This is a genomic window from Campylobacter concisus (genome assembly GCF_902460595.1).
GTDB classification, from domain to species: Bacteria; Campylobacterota; Campylobacteria; order Campylobacterales; family Campylobacteraceae; genus Campylobacter_A; species Campylobacter_A concisus_BL.
The window spans coordinates 605,772-624,037 of the sequence record NZ_CABPVA010000001.1; the positions used below are offsets into that span (position 1 = coordinate 605,772).

16 protein-coding genes are annotated in these 18,266 nt (G+C 41.0%); 1 reads left to right on the forward strand and 15 read right to left on the reverse strand.

The window, feature by feature from the left end:
- Positions 1 to 287: 287 nt before the first annotated feature.
- Together F3G86_RS11170 and F3G86_RS02965 are read right to left on the reverse strand one after the other, a co-directional pair.
- The gene (locus F3G86_RS11170) at positions 288 to 380 is read right to left on the reverse strand and encodes a hypothetical protein (protein ID WP_411160687.1); all 93 of its coding nucleotides are present in this window, start codon (positions 378 to 380) and stop codon (positions 288 to 290) included.
- Positions 381 to 772: 392 nt separating this feature from the next.
- Complete coding sequence (locus tag F3G86_RS02965; protein ID WP_149722940.1) at positions 773 to 2,044, reverse strand: anthranilate synthase component I family protein; 1,272 nt, start codon at positions 2,042 to 2,044, stop codon at positions 773 to 775.
- A gap of 145 nt (positions 2,045 to 2,189) precedes the next feature.
- Here F3G86_RS02965 and F3G86_RS02970 point away from each other — a divergent pair, with 145 nt between their 5' ends.
- Positions 2,190 to 2,930 carry a sulfite exporter TauE/SafE family protein gene (locus tag F3G86_RS02970; protein ID WP_103598330.1) on the forward strand — a complete coding sequence of 247 codons (741 nt, stop codon included), beginning with the start codon at positions 2,190 to 2,192 and terminating at the stop codon, positions 2,928 to 2,930.
- 30 nt (positions 2,931 to 2,960) lie between these two features.
- Here F3G86_RS02970 and F3G86_RS02975 read toward each other — a convergent pair whose 3' ends face one another.
- The 13 genes from F3G86_RS02975 to lysA all read right to left on the reverse strand — a co-directional run bounded on the left by F3G86_RS02975 (position 2,961) and on the right by lysA (position 18,224).
- The gene (locus F3G86_RS02975; protein WP_149722941.1) at positions 2,961 to 4,421 is read right to left on the reverse strand and encodes a methyltransferase regulatory domain-containing protein; all 1,461 of its coding nucleotides are present in this window, start codon (positions 4,419 to 4,421) and stop codon (positions 2,961 to 2,963) included.
- Positions 4,421 to 5,500, reverse strand: coding sequence for a phosphoserine transaminase (serC, locus tag F3G86_RS02980; protein WP_149722942.1), 1,080 nt, complete (start codon positions 5,498 to 5,500; stop codon positions 4,421 to 4,423). The genes F3G86_RS02975 and serC overlap by 1 nt, the downstream gene beginning before the upstream one ends.
- A 2-nt stretch (positions 5,501 to 5,502) precedes the next feature.
- Positions 5,503 to 6,669 carry an exodeoxyribonuclease VII large subunit gene (gene xseA / locus F3G86_RS02985; protein ID WP_149722943.1) on the reverse strand — a complete coding sequence of 389 codons (1,167 nt, stop codon included), beginning with the start codon at positions 6,667 to 6,669 and terminating at the stop codon, positions 5,503 to 5,505.
- On the reverse strand, positions 6,662 to 7,384 hold the full coding sequence (gene ubiE / locus F3G86_RS02990; protein WP_149722944.1) for a bifunctional demethylmenaquinone methyltransferase/2-methoxy-6-polyprenyl-1,4-benzoquinol methylase UbiE: 723 nt from the start codon (positions 7,382 to 7,384) through the stop codon (positions 6,662 to 6,664). Before ubiE ends, xseA begins: the two co-directional genes overlap by 8 nt.
- A 13-nt stretch (positions 7,385 to 7,397) precedes the next feature.
- Positions 7,398 to 8,804 (reverse strand): CYTH and CHAD domain-containing protein, encoded by a 1,407-nt coding sequence (locus F3G86_RS02995; protein WP_223228532.1) that lies wholly within the window; start codon positions 8,802 to 8,804, stop codon positions 7,398 to 7,400.
- A gap of 139 nt (positions 8,805 to 8,943) precedes the next feature.
- On the reverse strand, positions 8,944 to 9,354 hold the full coding sequence (locus tag F3G86_RS03000; protein WP_009294652.1) for a Fur family transcriptional regulator: 411 nt from the start codon (positions 9,352 to 9,354) through the stop codon (positions 8,944 to 8,946).
- 71 nt (positions 9,355 to 9,425) lie between these two features.
- Entirely contained in the window at positions 9,426 to 11,252 is a 1,827-nt protein-coding gene (gene dxs, locus F3G86_RS03005) for a 1-deoxy-D-xylulose-5-phosphate synthase (protein WP_149722945.1), read from the reverse strand.
- Positions 11,245 to 12,111 (reverse strand): flagellar assembly protein FliH, encoded by an 867-nt coding sequence (gene fliH, locus F3G86_RS03010; protein ID WP_149722946.1) that lies wholly within the window; start codon positions 12,109 to 12,111, stop codon positions 11,245 to 11,247. The genes dxs and fliH overlap by 8 nt, the downstream gene beginning before the upstream one ends.
- Entirely contained in the window at positions 12,108 to 13,139 is a 1,032-nt protein-coding gene (gene fliG, locus F3G86_RS03015) for a flagellar motor switch protein FliG (RefSeq protein ID WP_012001435.1), read from the reverse strand. The genes fliH and fliG overlap by 4 nt, the downstream gene beginning before the upstream one ends.
- The gene (gene fliF / locus F3G86_RS03020; RefSeq protein WP_103640002.1) at positions 13,139 to 14,836 is read right to left on the reverse strand and encodes a flagellar basal-body MS-ring/collar protein FliF; all 1,698 of its coding nucleotides are present in this window, start codon (positions 14,834 to 14,836) and stop codon (positions 13,139 to 13,141) included. Before fliF ends, fliG begins: the two co-directional genes overlap by 1 nt.
- A gap of 4 nt (positions 14,837 to 14,840) precedes the next feature.
- Positions 14,841 to 15,938, reverse strand: coding sequence for a histidinol-phosphate transaminase (gene hisC / locus F3G86_RS03025; RefSeq protein ID WP_149722947.1), 1,098 nt, complete (start codon positions 15,936 to 15,938; stop codon positions 14,841 to 14,843).
- The gene (gene pheA / locus F3G86_RS03030) at positions 15,938 to 17,017 is read right to left on the reverse strand and encodes a prephenate dehydratase (RefSeq protein WP_149722948.1); all 1,080 of its coding nucleotides are present in this window, start codon (positions 17,015 to 17,017) and stop codon (positions 15,938 to 15,940) included. Before pheA ends, hisC begins: the two co-directional genes overlap by 1 nt.
- On the reverse strand, positions 17,001 to 18,224 hold the full coding sequence (lysA, locus tag F3G86_RS03035) for a diaminopimelate decarboxylase (protein ID WP_149722949.1): 1,224 nt from the start codon (positions 18,222 to 18,224) through the stop codon (positions 17,001 to 17,003). The genes pheA and lysA overlap by 17 nt, the downstream gene beginning before the upstream one ends.
- Between the last annotated feature and the right edge of the window lie 42 nt (positions 18,225 to 18,266).

Here is an 18,266-nt window from a genome sequence, read left to right on the forward strand (position 1 = left end):
AGTTAATAAAAGTTCTTTTAAAAAATACGATAAGTCGTAATCTTATATCTTATTAATATATTTAAATGATGTAAAAGCTATCGACTTAGTAAAACAAATACCAGCTTACAGATAAGCCAATCAAATCTTAATCCTAGAGAAATTTTGGTAGATAAAATAATACGCTCATCATCTTTTACAAGCCTTCATACCTATAATATTTTGAAGACTATAACTCATATTATAATGGATATATAAAAATTGATCATTAGATAAGGTATAAAAATTTACCTATATGTTTAGTGTATTTATTTTATAAGTCCTATCGCTTCAGCAAATTTAAGCTCTTTGTTTTCAAAGAGCTTAAATTTGGTCGCATCTTTTTCGCTAAGTATGACGATAGTTGAGCCAAGCTCGAAATTCCCAGACGCTCGCCCTTTTTGATGTGTAAATTTTCATACTCATAAATTTGCGTAAAATTTGCCACCACTTTTGTCTGGATGCGCTCATCAAAGCAAAATTTCATCTTGCCGACATTTAGCGCACAAAAATAGGGTCGTTAGAGCTAGGATAAATTTATCTTGACATTAGTTATTCTTTTTAAAGCCAAATAATACAAATTTACTCTTGCAGTTTGATTTGCCACCTTGCAAATTTAATAAATTTATCTCCCTTTCTTTTGCAAATTCTTTTTATTATCCTTATACGCCATAAAGCACACACATATAAAAACAAAAATCGTTATGGCTAGGATCAAATTTTGCCCTGGCATGAAAGCTCCTACTTTGTAAATCTAAACCTCTTTTGCGCTGTTTTTAAAGACATTTACCACACTGGCTCGTTTGTGGCAAATTTCAGCATACTCTTTCTCACTTTTTGAGTCATAGACTATGCCAGCTCCAGCTCCGACAAAGACGTCGCTAAAGCCGTTTTTAGCTGGCACAAAGATGGCTGAGCGGATGAGGATCGCCACCTGAGCGTCGCCATTAAAATGCAAAAATCCAATGCCCCCGCCATAGATATTTCGCTCAAAAATTTCAAGCTCATTGATTATCTGCATCGCTCTGATCTTTGGCGCACCGCTTAGCGTGCCAGCCGGGAAGATGCTAGCTAGCACGTCAAAAAGATTAAGCCCCCTAGCGCACTTGCCATAGACGTCGCTAACGATGTGCATCACTTTTTCAAATTTCTGGATATGCATCGCATTTTTTACCGCCACGCTCTTTGGCTCTGAAACCCTGCCGATGTCATTTCTTGCAAGATCGATTAGCATCTTGTGTTCAGCTAGCTCCTTTTCGTCACTTAAAAGCTCATTTTCAAGCGCTACATCAGCATTTGCATCGCCCCCACGTGGCCTTGTGCCAGCGATTGGTGCTACAAAAATTTGCTCACTTTTCATCTCAAAAACAAGCTCAGGCGACGAGCCAACCACATCGCCATAAGGCGTAGGAAAATGAAACATATATGGGCTTGGATTTGCAGTGGCTAGCTTTTTGTAAAAGTCCAGGCTGCTCATATTCGTTGAAATTTCAAGTAGCTCGCCAAGCACCACTTGAAAGACGTCACCGCTTCTTATATACTCTTTTGCCACTTCAACCATATCTTCAAAGTGTTTCTTCTCGCTACTAAGATCAGTTTTTATGCTAAATTCACACTCTTTTTCGCCCTTATGTTCTGCCTTTAAATTTAGCAAAAAGTCATAATACCTCTCTTTATCTCCATAAAAAGTGTAAATTTTACTCATCTTATCAAAGTGCAGATATGCTTTAGCATCGGCGTAGATAAATTTTGGAAATTCATATTTTTTAGTTTTCTCTTCGCCGATATATTCAAAATATCTCACGCCATCATAAGCAAAAACGCCAAAAAGCCCAGCAAAAGGTGCGAGTGATCTGTTACGATTGGTATCAAAATAGCTTCTAAGTCCGTAAAAGTCCATATCTTTTTCATCGATATATTCGCAGTCGATGCCGATTATCGTCTGTGTCTTGTCTTCAGCAAGGTAGCTATTTTTAAATTTCTCTCTGATCGCTTCATAATAAAAAAGTGGTTGTTCTAAGAGCATCTTTTTCCTTTTAAATTTTTTATTGATTATAAAAAATTTTCGCTTTTACTTTTTAGAATTTTGGCTAAATTTTTAAATTTACGCCTTTTTTACTATTTTTTTAAGAGCCCCTTGGCTAAAATTTGCACTAGTCAAGGGAGAAAAAATGCTTTTTGTAGAACTTTTTATATTAGGTATCGGCGTTGGCTATATAGCTGGATTTTTTGGCATCGGTGGCGGCACAGTCGTCGTTCCTATAATGGTCGCCTTTGGATACGACGTCAAAACTGCCATTGGCATAAGCGTCATGCAGATGATCTTTAGTGCGACATTTGGCTCGTATCTAAACTACAAAGCTGGACTTTTAAAGCTAAACCGCGGCGTATTTTTGGGGCTTGGGGGTCTTGTGGGAGCAAGTTTTAGTGGTATCATCGTATCGCACGCGCCTGCACTCTTACTTGAGTCTATGCTTCTAGCAACATTTGTCTTTTCGCTTATAAAACTATACTTTTCACCAAACAGCGACGGCTCAAATGCGAATAATTCGCTCTTTTTGCTATTTTTAGTTGGCGTTTTTGTTGGCGTTTTTGCCATTAGTATCGGTATCGGTGGAGGTGTCTTTATCGCGCCGATCTTGGTTGGCTTTTTGCGTTATGAGCTAAAAAAAGCGGTCTCAATGGGTGTATTTTTCGTTATGTTTGCAGCCATCGCTGGCTTCATCTCACTCTCGCTAAATGGCCATATCTCATACGCTGAGGGCGCATTTTTAGGTCTTGGCTCGCTAATAGGCGCATACTTTGGCACCAAAAAGACGCAAAATACCGACAAAAAAACACTTAAAAAATGGTTTTTGGTCTTTTACATAGCGATGATATGTTTGATATTAAAAGATATGTTTTTTGAGTAAGAGCATGGTTAAATTTGCCACGCTCTTTTTTTAAATTTCTTCAAAGAAGTAGGCTTCGCTTAGTTTAAAAGCAAGCTCTTTTAGCTCATCTTCGCTTAAATTTGCGCCCTTTGCGATCTCTTTAAAGCTAGCCTTGCCGTCAAATTTCAAGGCGGCTTTGATCTCTTCAACGCTTAAGCTAAGCTTGCCATTTAGCTCATTTGCCAAAGAAATAACTGGCAAACTAGTCTCCAAAAAATATCCTAGATACGCTGCTGCCATAGGCTTTAGCCTAGTTTTTTTAGGCTCATAATCAAGCGCAATAAGCTTTGATGATGAAATTTTAGTGTTTTGATCATTTAAAATTTCAAGTAGTCCCATAAAGCCCTCGCTCTCATTTTCGCCAAGAGCGGCTTTGACCTCGTCTAAATTTAGACTTTGCGGATAGGCCTTGCTTAAAATTTCTTGCGTTTTTGTCCTTGGCTGTTCGCTAAAGTAGGCAAAATTTAGGCTATTTAGCTCGCTCTCTCCAAGCACCGCGTCAAAGTCATCAGCGCCTTCAAGCCTTTCTTTGTGAGCGATGAGGCTTTTTCTAAAGGATCTATTAAACAAAAAGTCGTTTAGCTGCTCTTTTTTGATGCGAGTGTTGTAGCTTTGCTCGATGTGCGCGTCAAATCGGTAAATCCCAGTCGAGCTTGCAAAGATGTCATTTAGTGAGGCGTCTATGACGTAGCAAAGTCCGTGTTTATCGATGTGTCTAGCAAATTTATGAAAGTAAGTTGGCTCGTTACTCGCCTCCAAAAAGTCGTGCAAAATGTAATAATCACTCCCTTTTGCGATGATGCCTTGCAAGAAATTTAGCTGCGTCAAAAGTAGCTTCATGCTGTCTTTATAGACGACGTCGCTTTGGTTTTGCAGGCTAAATTTCAAATAATCCTGCAAGAAATTTAACTCTTCTTTGACGTGAGGAAGTGAGTCTTTATCGCCTCTATTTGCGCTCGCAAAAAGCATGAAATCTCTTAAGATATCAAGGCTCTTCCAGCCTGGGTAGGTGTTATAAGAGACGTAGGCGATGCCATCTTTGCTAAGTAGCGCCTTTATCGTTGCAAGTAGCGCGTCTCTCACGTTTGGGCTCACCCAGCTATAAACGCCGTGAGCGATGATGTAGTCAAACTCGCCAAGCTCTTTGATATCGTGCTCATTCATGTGCAAGAAGTCGCGCTCAAGAAGGGTGAAATTTTTTAAATTCATCTTCTTTGCGATCTTGTTGCCCTCTTCTACTTGGTGGCTTGAGATGTCGATGCCAACAACCTTTGCCTCTTTGTGTGAAGCTGCAAATGGCAAGATGTTGCCACCATACGATGAGCCAAGCTCAAGCACTCTAGCGTCTTTTAAATTTGCCGCCTTTAAGCCTAAAAATTTAGCAACCGCCTCTATCCTAACGGGCGAGCAGTCGCTAAATGCAGCTGAGAAATAAGGAATTTCGTCGTAAGCTTTTTTTGCCTTGTTCATCAGCCGTGCTTTCTGGCAAATTCTCTCATGAACTCGCCAAGTTTCTCAACGTCGCTTTGACTAACGGCGTTGTAGATAGAGGCTCTTATGCCGCCAAGATGTCTGTGGCCTTTTAGTCCAAGCATGCCCTCTTTTAGCGCTTCTTCGACGAAAACTGGCTCAAGCGCATGATCTTTTGGTATCGTAAAGCTCACGTTCATATCTGATCTGCTTGATTTTTTAGCGTGACCCACGTAAAAGCCATTTGAGCTATCGATAATATTATAAAGCGTGCTTGCTTTTTTGGCATTTATCTTCTCAACCTCAGCAAGTCCGCCAAGATCTAGCAGGTGCTGCATAGTTAAATTTAAGAGATAAATTCCAAAAGTTGGCGGTGTGTTGTAAAGCGAGTTTGCCTCTACGTGCGTTTTGTAGCGCAAAAACATAGGGACGTTTTGGTTGCTAACGCGATCAACTAAGTCTTTTCTTAAAATGACGATAGTCACGCCACTTGGGCCTGCATTTTTCTGAGCGCCACCGTAAAGTAGGCCGATACTGCTAAAATCAAGCGGTCTAGCAAAAAAGTCGCTCGAAGCGTCAACAACTAGGGGCGATTTGGTCTTTGGCATAGCCTTATACTGCGTGCCGTAAATCGTGTTGTTTGAGCAGATGTAGGCATAATCAGCGTCATCGCTAAATTTAAACTCAGGGATGTAAGAGAAATTTTCATCCTCGCTGCTTGCGACGACATCTACATTTACGCCAAGCACTTTTGCTTCTTTGATGGCTTTGTTTGTCCAAACGCCAGTGTTTGCATACTCGGCCCTGCCACCTTGATATAAATTCATCGGTATCATGCTAAATTGCAAGTGTGCGCCGCCTTGCAAAAATAAAATTTCATACTCATCGCCGATGCCGTAAAGCTTTCTTATCTTCTCCATCGCGCCAAAGTGGATCTCCTCAAAGGTCTTGCTTCTGTGGCTGATCTCCATGATCGAGTAGCCCTCGCCTCTGTAGTCGGTAAATTCGGCCTTTGCGTGCTCTAAAACATCTAATGGTATCGCGCTTGGGCCTGCGCTAAAGTTGATTTTTCTACTCATTTTTACTCCTTGATAATTGCTTTTTTATGTGTATTTTGCGAGATAAGCTCGATCTCATCATTTGAATTTAAATCTCTAAGATCAGCTCTCTTGCCATCTTTTCTAACCTCGATAAGCCCCTTCGTGCTCTCAAAAAAGAGCTCCCTCATCTCATAAGCCTTCTCTAGCGAGCCAAGAGCTGAGCTAAGAAGCAAGATCTTTCTTTGCACGGCGTTTGTTAGGGCATTTTGCTTGTTTGCCACCTCGCTAAATTTTAGCTCGATCCTAGCTTTTAGAGCGTTTGATGAAAATTTAGAAAGTAGTAAATTTAATAAATTTTGCTTCTTTGTTATCTTTAAATTTAAGGCGCTATCAAGATCGTCGCTGAGCCTATCAAGATACTGAAAAAACGCCTCTTCATCAGGCAAAAGATCAAGCATCGCTGCACTTGGCGTAAGAGATCTGCGGTCTGCTACAAAGTCACTTATAACGTAGTCTATCTCATGTCCGATAGCGCTTATGACTGGCGTTTTTGTAGCGTAAATTTCACGTGCCAAACCCTCGTCGTTAAAACACCAAAGATCCTCTTTGCTGCCGCCTCCGCGAGCCAAAACGATCACATCAACGCCGTATTTATCGGCCCTACGCAAAGCTTTTATAAGCGAGCTTGGAGCACTTTCGCCCTGAGTTAGCGCATCAAATATATAAATTTCACTTAGCCTCCAGCGGCTTCTTACCACCTTTAGCATATCCTGAAGTGCAGCTGAAGTGGCGCTTGTGACAAGGGCTATTTTCTTAGGTAAATTTGGTATCTCTTTTTTTGCACTGATGTCAAAAAGCCCCTCGTTTTCGAGCTTTTCTTTAAGCTGCCTAAACGCAAGCTCAAGCTCGCCCTCGCCATCAGGCAGCATCGCACTAGCCACTAGCTGATACGAGCCACTTGGCGAGTAAATGGTCACTTTGCCATAAATTTTAACCTTCAAACCCTCTTTTGGCAAAAATTTCACCTTTTGGTTGTTCATGCGGTACATCACAGCTGAGATGCTTGACTTTTCATCCTTTAGCGTGAAGTACCAGTGCCCAGAGGCGTGCTTAGTAAGGCGCGAAATTTCGCCACTTACCTCGACGTAGTCAAGTGTCGCTTCAAGCAGCGCCTTTGCTTTTTCGTTTAGCTCAGATACGCTAAGCATTGATCTCTTTGACCTTTCTAGCGATAAATAGCGTCGAGATATCCATGCTAAAGCCCTTGCAAAGCTCTATCTCAAAGCCAGCTTCAACCAGCTCATCACAAAAGCTCTTTGCGTCCAAGAAATTTTCGATCGAGCTTGGCAGATACTCATACGCCTCTTTATTTTTTGAGATAAAGCCGCCGATACTTGGCAAAATTTTACTTAGGTAAAAATCTCTTAACGCGGTTATAAAGCCCTTTTTTTGGCGTTTGGTAAATTCAAGCACGACGACGTATCCGCCATCAGCCAAGACCCTGTTAAACTCCCTAAGCGCAGCCTTTCGCTCGACCACGTTTCTTATGCCGTAGCTTATGCTTAAAATTTGAGCCTCGCCGCTTGCAAGCGTTGTATTATCAGCGTAGGCCTCTATAAATTTAAAATTTAGAAATTTCGCCCTCGCCTCTTTTAGCATGCCACTTGATGGATCGATACCAGTTAGGCTTTTTACTTCTACGCCAAATTCTTTTGAAATTTCACTCCAAAGCCCCATCATATCGCCAGTGCCGCATGCCACATCCACGATATTTATGCTTTTATTTTTAAAAATTTCTAGCATATATCTGCAGGCAAATTTCCTCCAACTCACGTCCACGCCAAGGCTTAAAACCCTGTTTGCGACGTCATACGTAGGAGCGATCTGGTTAAACATATCAACTATTTTTTCTTGTTTTTGCATAAATTTTAGACCTTTATATGTAGTAAATTTTTAAATTTCGCGAGATCTTGCGAGTTGCTTTTATAAATTTAAGCCGTTTTTTTAGTATCTCTTCTCTGGTTTTGTAAATTTGTTTGTAAATTTTGCTCTCAAGTTTTTCCTTGCCAGCAGCCTCTGGCAAACGCTCTAAGATGCCAAGCCAGACATCATAGTCTTGAAGCGCGCCAAAGATCTCTTGCATATCTTTTAGCCGCTCTTCATACTTTTTAAGCCCGTCAAAATAAAAAATCTCACTCAAAAACTCGTAAGTGTATCTCACTTTTTTAAGCTCGATCCTGATCTTATGAAAGCTCTCATTTGGGCAGTCTTGATCTAGGCTTTTTAGCCTCTTTTGAGCCAAAACTAGAAGCGTTCTTAGCTTAAACGAGCCAAGGCGTGAAAGGCTTACATCAAAGAGCTTTGATCTATAAAACTCACCCTCGTTTAAAAATATCTCCCACTCTTTTAAAAATGCGTAGTTTTCCTCGTCACTAAGGTAGCTTTTAACGTTTTCGTATTCTAAATTTAGAGCCTTTTGCACAAAGTAAATTAGCTCATTTGCGTGCTTTTGTTCGCTTAAAAAGCCTAAAAATATGTCTAAGTCTCGCTTTTTGTTGGTTGAATTTGCCAAAATTTTAAAATTCTCTCCAAAAAAAAGCGTCACTTTCTCATCAAAAACTCCGTTAAAAATTTTAAGCAGCGACCTGATCTTTCTTAAATTTACTCGTAGGCTATGCAAAATTTCTTCGTCATGATCTTGCAGATAGTCACTCTTTAGCCTCTTTATCTCTTTATATATGCTTAAAAACAAAGCTCTAAGTGCCTCGCCACTTTTTAAATTCGCAGTAAAATTTGGTGAAATTTCTTTGTTTTTAAAGACATTGTAGGCTCTTTTGTAGTCGATTTGTTCATTTTCGTTTGCGTGGATGGCTAGAAATTTATTTTTATATCTTTTATCGCAGGTGACATCGGCCTTACAAAACTGCTCCAAAAATGATGGCAACTTAAAATAGACAGCCTCATTTTCATCACTAAATTCGATCTCAAATGTGCAAAGTCCATTTAAGTCATCTTTAAAAACATCGATGTTGCAGGGGTTATTATTTAGCCGAAAAATGTATCTATCTTTTGTGATGACGTGCCCGATGCGGTTTTTTAGAGCCTTTTTAAACTCCGCCTTTTCGCAAAATTCCTCATTTTCTTCTCTTATAAGATCTTTACCGACCTTGATCGTTTTTATAAATTTATCCTCTTCGCTTCTGAAGCGGATCTCTTCATTTTGCGTGATCTTAGTGTAAAACTGAGAAATTTCAAGGTGCTTAAAAACTAGCCCAGCCTCTTTTAGAAAATCTAGAATTTGAGAATTTTTGAGTAAAAATTTACGCTCTATCTCCAAACCCACATTTTTCTCCGAAATTTTTTGTTTATTTTAGCGAGTTAGTGCTTAAAATAATGAGAAAAAAGCTAATTTCAGGCTTGTTTGAAGTGTTTTATGAAGAAAAATAAAAATTTATGCTGCATAATGCAACATAAATTTTGCCTTATCGGCAGTGTTTACAGCTTTTTACGCTAGCAACGATATTTAGGCGCTCGATAATGTTACCGATCTTTTTTTCAAGCGCTTCTTGGTATTTGCCAAGCTCTGAGTCATCATAGCTCATATCCTCGACGCTACCGCAGTTTTCGCAAACCACGTGAATGTGCGGATGCTCGTAGATGTCGTATCTCGCCTTTTGATTGACGATATTTACTTCAACCACTAGACCCTCGTCTTTTAGAGTGTTTAGGTTTTTATAGACAGTTGCGAGCGAAACTGATGGATTTTCTTTCAAAATTTCATCATAAAGCTCATCGATCGTTGGATGTGTGTGACGATCAAGAATTCTCAAAACGCTAAGACGCTGTGGCGTTACTTTAAGCCCAGACTGTTTTAGCAACGATACATATTGCATAATTTTCCCCTATACAAATTTTTACTTTATGCTAGCAAAAGTAATATTAAACGTTTCTTTATTAAATGATATTAATTATTCTCTAGTAATTTTTGGGTAATTTGCTCAGCGCTTATGCCAAGGCTCTTTTCGACCTCAGCTGTCGAGCCATGCTGGATAAATTTATCATCATACTCAAAGCTAACAACGCTTACATTTGAGATGCCATTTTCTTGCAAAAAGGCACTTATAATCTCGCCAACGCCGCCTTTTTTAGCGCTATCACTAAAGATATACCACTTTTTAGTGCGTTTTGCTAGCTCACATAAAAGCTCTCTATCAAGCGGCTTTACAAAGACTAGATCAACAAGGATAGCTTCAAGCTTGCCAGCTAGTAAATTTCTAACCAAATTTGCCCTGCCAACGCCGTTGCCATAGCCTAAAAATGCGGTCTCACTCTTTGCGTCAGCTAAAATTTCACCCTTGCCAAATTCAAGCGGTTTGGCTTTAAACTCATCTCTTAAGATAAACGCCCCACGCGGATATCTAAACGCGCTAACGCCCTTGTAAGAGTAGGCAAATTCCATAACATTTTTCATGCTCTCTTCGCACCTTGGGGCAAAAAGAACCATGTTTGGCACAGCGTTTAAAAAGCTAATATCAAAGACGCCCTGATGCGTTTCGCCGTCCTCGCCAACGATGCCTGCTCTATCCATCGCAAATGTGATGTTTAAATTTAGTATAGAAGCGTCGTGGATGACCTGATCGTATGCTCTTTGCATAAAGGTCGAGTATATCGCGACAAATGGCTTAAAGCCCTCTTTTGCCATGGCTGACATCGAGGTAACTGCGTGCTGCTCGGCTATCGCCACGTCCCAAAAGCGGTCTGGAAACTCATGTATGAGCGCGTCCATGCCAGTGCCTGTTGGCATCGCAGCCGTTACACCAACGATGTCGCTGTGCTCTCTTGCCATCTTTAAAAGCTGCTCGCTAAAGATCGCCGTGGCTGACTTGTTTGACTGTCTTTTGATAAATTCGCCACTTTTTAGATCAAACGGCCCAACTCCGTGCCAATTTTCATAGTAACCCTCGGCAAATTCATACCCTTTGCCCTTTAGCGTCTGCACGTGCACGATGACTGGCTTTTTCATGTTTTTGGCTGTTTCAAATGTGCTAAGAAGCGCTGAAAGGTCGTGCCCGTCGACTGGGCCTATATACTCAAGTCCAAGCTCTTCAAAAAACATGCCAGGGGTGATGAGTCTGATGCCCTCCTCCATGCGTCTAGCCATGTAGGCTGCGGAGTCTGGCATGTAGCTTAAAAAGCGCTCAACCCTGCCTTTAAATTTTTGATAAAACTGCCCTGCCATCATCTGGCTTAGATACTTGCTAAGCGCGCCTATTGGCTTACTTATGCTCATTTCGTTGTCGTTTAGGATGATGACGCAAGGATATTTTCTGTCCCCCAGCTCATTTAGCGCCTCATACGCCATGCCTCCACTTAGCGAGCCGTCGCCTATGACAGCTACTGGCAAGCGCTCTTCATTTTTTAGTTTGATCGCCTTTGCAGCGCCAACTGCAAGCGAAATGGACGTTGAGCTATGGCCTGCTACAAAGTAGTCAAATTTACTCTCGCTTGGCTTTGTATAGCCGCTGATACCGTTAAATTTTCTAAGCGTATCAAATTTGTCCCAGCGCCCAGTTAGTAACTTATGCGCGTAGCTTTGGTGGCTCACGTCAAAAATAAACGGATCTTTTGTAACGTCAAAAATTTTATGCATCGCAACGATGATCTCGACTGCACCGATGTTTGAGCTAAGGTGGCCGCCATTTTTGCTAACGGTGGCTAAAATTTTATCTCTGATGTCGTGGCAAAGCGCGTTTAGCTCATCGACATTTAGGCTTTTAAGATCTTTATTCATTATTTACCAGCATTTTTAGCTTCTCAAGCCTTGTTTGCATCGTTGCATCGATGTTCCCGCCCTCGCTTATTATCACCACGCCACCTTTGCTTATGGCATCATCAGCGCTTACTTTTACGCGTTCGTTTTTACTAAACTGCTCTTTTAGATAGTCGCTATCTTCAGGATTTACGCGAATTTCTATGTTTTTTACGTCGCTTAACTCTTTAATGAGCGAGCCAGCTAAATGGTGAGCGATCTGGCTAGAAGCCGTTGAAACCTCTTTTTCTATCACCTCTTTAGCGATCTTTATCGCAGTTTGCCCAAGCTCTTCCTCGCTCTTTTTCAAAAACTCTTCAAATTTAACGTACTGCTCATCAAGCTTTGCAGCTGAAGCACTAAATTTAGCCTCAAGCTCCTTTATCTTTGCCTCGTTTGCAGCATTTGTTTGAGCGATGCCTTTATTTTTGCCATCCTCTTTTGCACGGGCGATCTCAGCTTCAAGGCGCTTTGCAAATTCACTCTCTTGATTTTCTATTTGCATTTGAAGTTTGATGATGTTGCTGCTTAGCTCATCTGTCTTTTTAAGTAGCTCCTCGACAAAACTCGAGTCAAATCCAGGCTGGTGAGCTTGGCTATTTTGAGGCTGAGGCGCAAAGTGATTTTGCATGTTTGGTTGCACTGGATGCGGCATCTGAGGTGCAAAATTTTCACCACCTTGCTCTAAGCTTTGCTCATTTAGCTCTTCACTAAGATTATTTTCTTCTATCAAAACAGGTGCGCTATCTTGGGCTCTTTCATTGCTCCCAAGCACCTTAAATCTATAATTTTCTATAAAGTGAGCCGGCGAGGTCTCACTTGTTATTACGCTACTTTTCATTCTATCATCTCATCTGCTTCGCCAACTTGGAAGACACCTTGATCAGCTAGACCTTGAACGACCTCAACGATGCGTCTTTGCGCCTCTTCAACGTCTTTTACACGCACAGCGCCAAGGTATTGCATCTCCTCTTTGAAGGCTTCGGCTGCACGCTGAGACATATTTGATAAAAATTTATCCTTAATGCCATCACTTGAGCCCTTAAATGCAACCATAAGGTCCTTTTTATCGACATTTTTAAGAATTTCTCTAATCGCAGTTGCGTTAAGGTTGATAATATCTTCAAAGGTAAACATAAGCTCTTTGATCGTTGTGGCAAGCTTATCGTCACTTTGTTCGATGCGCTCGATCGTGCTTTTGCTAGCTTTTTGACCAAGTCTGTTAAGCACTTCTGCCACAGCTCTTGGGCCACCAACCTCGACCTTGTAAGATGTGAGGCTCTCAAGTTTGCCCTCAAGCACAGTTGAGACACGCTTGATGACCGATGGGCTGATCTCGCCAAGATTTGCCATCCTGATCACAACCTCGCTTCTTAGCTCATCTGAGAAAAAGCTTAGCGTCTCGGCGGCACTTGTTGAGTCCATGTGGGCTAGGATTAGCGCGATAGTTTGAGGGTGCTCTTTTACGATGAAGTCTGCGAGTTGCTGTGGCTTTATCTTATCAAGATAGCCAAAGCTCTTTGAGTTTTCCATGCTTTTAGCAAGCTTGTCTAAAATTTTCTGCGCAGCTTCTGGACCAAATGTGCGGTATAAAATTTCTTTTGCATACTCTAAGCCACCGCTTCTCATATATTGATTTGACTGCATGAGAGCGTAAAATTCTTCTAAAATGGCGCCTGCAACTTGTTTGTCTATATTTTTTGCAGTTGCTATGTAGCCTGAAATTTCGGTGATGACATCAACATCCATATGAGAAAATATAAGAGCTGTCGCCTCTTCGCCAAGCTGGATTAGTAAAATAGCGATCTTTTCAGGCATTGAAAGATCATCATATATCATCTTTTGCTTATCGGTTAGTTTTATAGACATCAAATTTCCTTACGCATGTTAAAGTCACTATCGTTTTTAACCATATCTTGGAGTAAATTTGAAATTTCCTCACTTCGCTCGGTGACTACTATCTTCATCTTTTCAAGAAGGACGTCGTATTTTAGCTCATCTTCGTTAAATTCACCGCTAAGACCAAGCTGCTCCTCGACCTTCTTACGAGCGGCTTTAAATTTCTCAAGCGTATCTTCAGCATCCATCTCGATATCTTCAAGATCGTCCTGGGCTTGCTCCTCTTCTTCTTTCGTCTCTTCAAGCATCTTTTGCATAAATGGCACGATGACTTTTTTGTAGAAGATATAGAGTAACAGCGCCGCAAAGATGTATTTTAGTAGCGGCAAGAAAGGCATCACGTAGTTATTCATAAAGCCATCCATCTTCTCGCCAGTGCTGACATCTTTGCCAGTTTTAAACTCGAAGTTATCTAAGCTTACCTCATCGCCTCTATTTTGATTGTAGCCGATTGATTGCTTGATTAAATTTGTGATTGATTCTCTTTGCTCTTTAGTGAGCGGGGCAAATTCAAGCTCGCCAGTTGGCTTGCCGTCTTTGTCTTTTTTGCTTTGATAAAGTCCGTCTATAACGACAGCTGCGCTCACTCTGTTTATGCTAGCAAACTGCCCTTTGACATTTGTCACTTTCTTTGAAATTTCGTAGTTTGTCTGCTGCGAGCTTTTGTTGTACTGCTCTTTTAAAGTGCTGTCATCTAGCCCTTGAACAGGGCCTATATTACTAACCGCACCAGGCACACCGCCTACTTCATTTGGAGCTGAGCCTTGGCGCTTTTCTTCGATGTTGCTCTCGCTTCTTACGACGTTATTTGGGTCATAAACCTCGCTTTTTGTATCTTTTTTATCAAAGTCAAAGTCGATATTTACCTTTGCTACGACCTTATCTGCCCCACCCACGATAGGAGCTAGCACATTTACGATCTTTTGCTCGTAATTATTTTCAAACTCGCGCTTATAGCGGATCTGCTGAGCTATGGCATCACTATCAAATTCTCCGTCTTCATCGCCAAGTGCGACGCCATCTTGATTTACTATCTTTACATTTTCTGTGCTTAAATTTGTAACAGAGGCAGCAACTAGGTTTTTAATGCCAAAAATTTGCTTCGCATTTAAACTAACGCCTGGCTTTAGCTCAACCACGATCGAGGCCGTTGGGAGTGCTTGTCTTTCAGTAAAGACGCTCTCTTTTGGTATGGCTATTCTTACAGTTGCTTTTTGGATAGATGAGAGGCTCTCGATCGTTCTAGCTAGCTCACCCTCAAGCGCTCTTTGAAATTTAACTCTCTGCTCGGCGTCCGTTGCTCCAAATTCTTGCTTGTCAAAAATTTCAAAACCGATCTTGCTCTCTTTTGGTATGCCAAGCGTTGCAACAGCGATACGCTCTTTATATACATCGCTTGTTGGCACCAGTATTGTTCCCTCATTTGCTAGTTTATACTTGATACCATCTTTGTTTAGCTGATCGACTATTAAGGCTGAGTCGCTTGGGCTGATGTTTTCAAAAAGGACGCTATATCCTGCAAAGCTATCACTTTTGCTTTTGTAAAGCGTTAAAAATACCAAAAAAGCCACAACCAAAACGATCGAGCTGCCTGCGACGATCTTTTGTTTTAGTGAAAGCTTTTGATAAATTTGACTTATTTGATGAAGTAATGCCTTAAAATCCATATCCCTACTTTAAAATTTGCTCTAACTCTTCAAAAACTCTATCGTTTTGCCATGCCTGACCGATGGTGATTCTCACCGCATTTAAGGCGTAGCTTTTTAAATCTCGTAAAATTATACCTTTTTTTAGCATCTTTTCGCATATCTGGCTTGATTTTGGCTCGTTAAATTTAAAAGTTATGAAATTTGTGTAGCTTGGGATAAACTCGATGCCATTTTGCTTTGCAAACTCCTCATATCTCTTCATCTGTTCGAAGTTGTTTTGCATAGTTTTTTGCACAAATTCATCATCTCCAAGTGCTACTATCGCTGCTCTTAGACTTGGAGTTGTGATGTTAAATGGAGCTCTTAGCTTTGAAAGAGCCCCTATAATCTCTTCATTTGCTACGCCGTATCCAACGCGCATGCCGCCAAGTGCGTAGGCCTTTGAGAAAGTGCCAAGGTAGATGGCATTTTTAAATTTCACCACCTCGCTTGGCTTTATCTCTTTTTTGCTGTCTTTAAATTTAGCAAATTCGTTGTAAGCGCAATCAAGCACCACAAGTGTGTTTTCATCAATGTTTTTTATAAATTTATAGACCTCGTCGGCATCGATGCATTCGCCCAAAGGGTTGTTTGGCAAGCAAAGAAAGATGACAGAAATTTCATCTTTGTGCGCGTTATAAATTTCTAAAAACTCACTCAAATTATGCTCCACGCTCTTTGTGCGGTAAATTTTAGCCCCTGTTTGTTTTGCATAAATTTCATACATCGCAAATGTCACACCAGCCATCAAAACGCCACTTTGCTTATTTGCCTTTGCGTGAAGCGCAAACTCTATGATTTGGTCGCTTCCAGAGCCGATGATTAGATTTTTGCTAGTTACGCCAAATTTCTTAGCCAGCCCCTCTTTTAGCTCAAAGTAGCTATCGTCTGGATAAAGATGTGCGTTTTTAGCGACCTCTTTTAGCGCCTCTTCTACGCGTTTGCTAGTGCCAAAAGGGTTTTCATTGCTCGCTAGCTTTATCACATCTTTTGCATCGATGCCAAACTTTCTAACCACAAGTTCGATCGGCTTTCCAGCCTCGTAATTTACTAGATCATCTAAAAAGTCATTAAATTTCATTACTCATCTCCGTTTAAATAGCTTCCAAGCCACGTTATCTCAGCGCCGCTCTCTTTTGCGAGTTCAAAGGCATTTTGCACCCTCTCATCGTCGATATGCCCCTCAAAGTCAAGGTAAAAAATTGACTTAAATTCGCGCTGTTTGATAGGACGTGACTCAAGTTTTGTAATATTGATATTTTCATTTTTAAAGATAGAAAGCAGATCAGCAAGGCGTCCTGGACTGTGATCGGTTTTAGCTAGGATCGAAGTTTTTGAGTTTTCAACCTTGGCGTTTTTAAAATCGCTAAGAATGAGAAATCTCGTTCTATTTGCCATATTATCTTCAATAGTCTCATAGACGATTGGCACATTGTAAATTTTAGCTGCGATTTTTGAGCAAATAGCGGCTGATTCTCTATCCATAGATGCCATATATGCGGCTGCGGCGGTTGATTTGGCTGGGATAAATTCGACCTCGTTTAGCAAGTGATCTTCTAAAAATTTACGGCACTGGTTGTAGCCTTGCGGATGCGAGTAAATTCGCTTTATCTCTTTTAAATTTTCATTTATACTAACAAAGCTGTGGTGGATATCTACGTAGAGCTCTGCTACTATCTTTATATCATCAAATTTACCCAAACAATCAAGCGTAGCTCCAACAGCGCCTTCGGTGTTGTTTTCGATAGGCACGACGCCATATTTTGCCTCTTTTTGAGCTAGCTTCGTAAAAACTGCCTCGATCGTAGCAAGTGGCAGATAGGCACTCATCGCGCCAAATCTACTCTGCGCCGCTTGATGCGTATAGGTGCCCTCAGGTCCAAGATAGACGATCTTTTGAGGCATCTCTAAATTTCTACTAACGGCAAAAATTTCAAGATAAATAGCCTCGATCGCAGCCTTATTTAAAGCTTTATCTTTGCTAAGACTAGTTAAGCGGTTTATGATAGCTCGCTCACGCTCAGGGCGATATATAGGCGTCCCACTCGTTTGCTTTAGCTTGCCGATTTGCTCGACTAACCCCATTCTCTCATTTAGCTTGTTTAAGATAAGATCATCGATCGTATCGATCTCTTTTCTAAGCTCATTTAGCTCTTGCATCAGCGCTCTCCAAAAATTCTATCTCAGGTGCCACAACGTCCTCGAAACTCTCGCGTCTTCTTATCAGCCTATCTTTGCCATCAAGCAGGCAAACTTCAGCGGCTCTGTTTCTTGTATTGTAGTTTGAACTCATGCTAAATCCATAAGCCCCAGCTCCTTTAACCACGATGATATCGCCACTCTTACACTCTGGTAGCTCTATATCTTTTGCTAAAAAGTCGCCACTTTCACAAACTGGACCAACCACGTCGCAAGTGCCTAAATTTTCATCCTTGCCATAGGCGAAAATTTTGTGATGCGCGCCATAAAGGCTTGGTCTTATAAGATCATTCATCGCGCCATCAGTGATGACAAATCTCTTTTTGCCATTAAATTTCTCATATAAAACGCTTGCCACAAAGTAGCCAGCATTGCCCACGATGAAGCGTCCTGGCTCGCAAACAATGGTCACATCTTGACCTTTTAGCGCGCCTAAAATTCCTTGTGCGTAGTCATATAAATTTATCTCTTTTTCGTCGTTATAGATGATGCCAAGTCCGCCACCAACGTCAAAGAATTTGATATCAATCTCAAGCGCTCTTAGCTCTCTTAAAAGCTCGCTTACGATCTTTGCAGCGTCTATTATCGGGCTTAGTGAAGTTAGTTGCGAGCCGATGTGAAAGTGTATGCCAGTTGGCTCAAGAAACTCTGAAGCTTTAGCGTGGATATACATCTTTTTAGCTGTCTGCGCATCGACGCCAAATTTGTTTTCATTTAGCCCTGTTGAGATGTATGGGTGTGTTTTTGCATCAACGCCTGGATTTACCCTGATGCTAATCCTAGCTTTTAAATTTAGCCCCTTTGCAATGTTTTCAAGCCTTAAAAGCTCGGCAAAACTCTCGACATTTATAAGCAAAATTTCATTTTCTAAAGCCTCTTTTAGCTCCGCATCGCTCTTGCCAACGCCGCTAAAGATGATCTGATATCTCTTAGCTCCCGCTAGTAGCGCTCTTTTGACCTCGCCGATGCTCACGCAGTCAAATCCTGCTCCAAGATCAGCTAGAAATTTTAAAACACTTAAATTTGAGTTTGCCTTTACAGCGTAGCAAACTAGAGATTTTCTAGCGTAAAATGCGTTTTTTAGCGCCTCATAGCGCTCTTTAATGTAGTTAAAATCATAAACATAAAGTGGGGTTTTGTATTTGCTTGCAAGCTCTTTAAAATCCATAAAATAGCCTTTTTTAAAATGGCTTGATTTTACAAAAAAGTT

Bases quoted from the DNA above. Each gene is read 5' to 3' on its own strand.
- serC (WP_149722942.1), bottom strand. From the start codon at position 5,500: ATGAGTAGAAAAATCAACTTTAGCGCAGGCCCAAGCGCGATACCATTA.
- ubiE (WP_149722944.1), bottom strand. From the start codon at position 7,384: ATGCAAAAACAAGAAAAAATAGTTGATATGTTTAACCAGATCGCTCCT.
- fliG (WP_012001435.1), bottom strand. From the start codon at position 13,139: ATGTCTATAAAACTAACCGATAAGCAAAAGATGATATATGATGATCTT.
- F3G86_RS02970 (WP_103598330.1), top strand. From the start codon at position 2,190: ATGCTTTTTGTAGAACTTTTTATATTAGGTATCGGCGTTGGCTATATA.
- xseA (WP_149722943.1), bottom strand. From the start codon at position 6,669: ATGCTTAGCGTATCTGAGCTAAACGAAAAAGCAAAGGCGCTGCTTGAA.
- F3G86_RS02975 (WP_149722941.1), bottom strand. From the start codon at position 4,421: ATGAACAAGGCAAAAAAAGCTTACGACGAAATTCCTTATTTCTCAGCT.
- hisC (WP_149722947.1), bottom strand. From the start codon at position 15,938: ATGAAATTTAATGACTTTTTAGATGATCTAGTAAATTACGAGGCTGGA.
- F3G86_RS03000 (WP_009294652.1), bottom strand. From the start codon at position 9,354: ATGCAATATGTATCGTTGCTAAAACAGTCTGGGCTTAAAGTAACGCCA.
- lysA (WP_149722949.1), bottom strand. From the start codon at position 18,224: ATGGATTTTAAAGAGCTTGCAAGCAAATACAAAACCCCACTTTATGTT.
- pheA (WP_149722948.1), bottom strand. From the start codon at position 17,017: ATGCAAGAGCTAAATGAGCTTAGAAAAGAGATCGATACGATCGATGAT.
- F3G86_RS02965 (WP_149722940.1), bottom strand. From the start codon at position 2,044: ATGCTCTTAGAACAACCACTTTTTTATTATGAAGCGATCAGAGAGAAA.
- fliF (WP_103640002.1), bottom strand. From the start codon at position 14,836: ATGGATTTTAAGGCATTACTTCATCAAATAAGTCAAATTTATCAAAAG.
- fliH (WP_149722946.1), bottom strand. From the start codon at position 12,111: ATGAAAAGTAGCGTAATAACAAGTGAGACCTCGCCGGCTCACTTTATA.
- dxs (WP_149722945.1), bottom strand. From the start codon at position 11,252: ATGAATAAAGATCTTAAAAGCCTAAATGTCGATGAGCTAAACGCGCTT.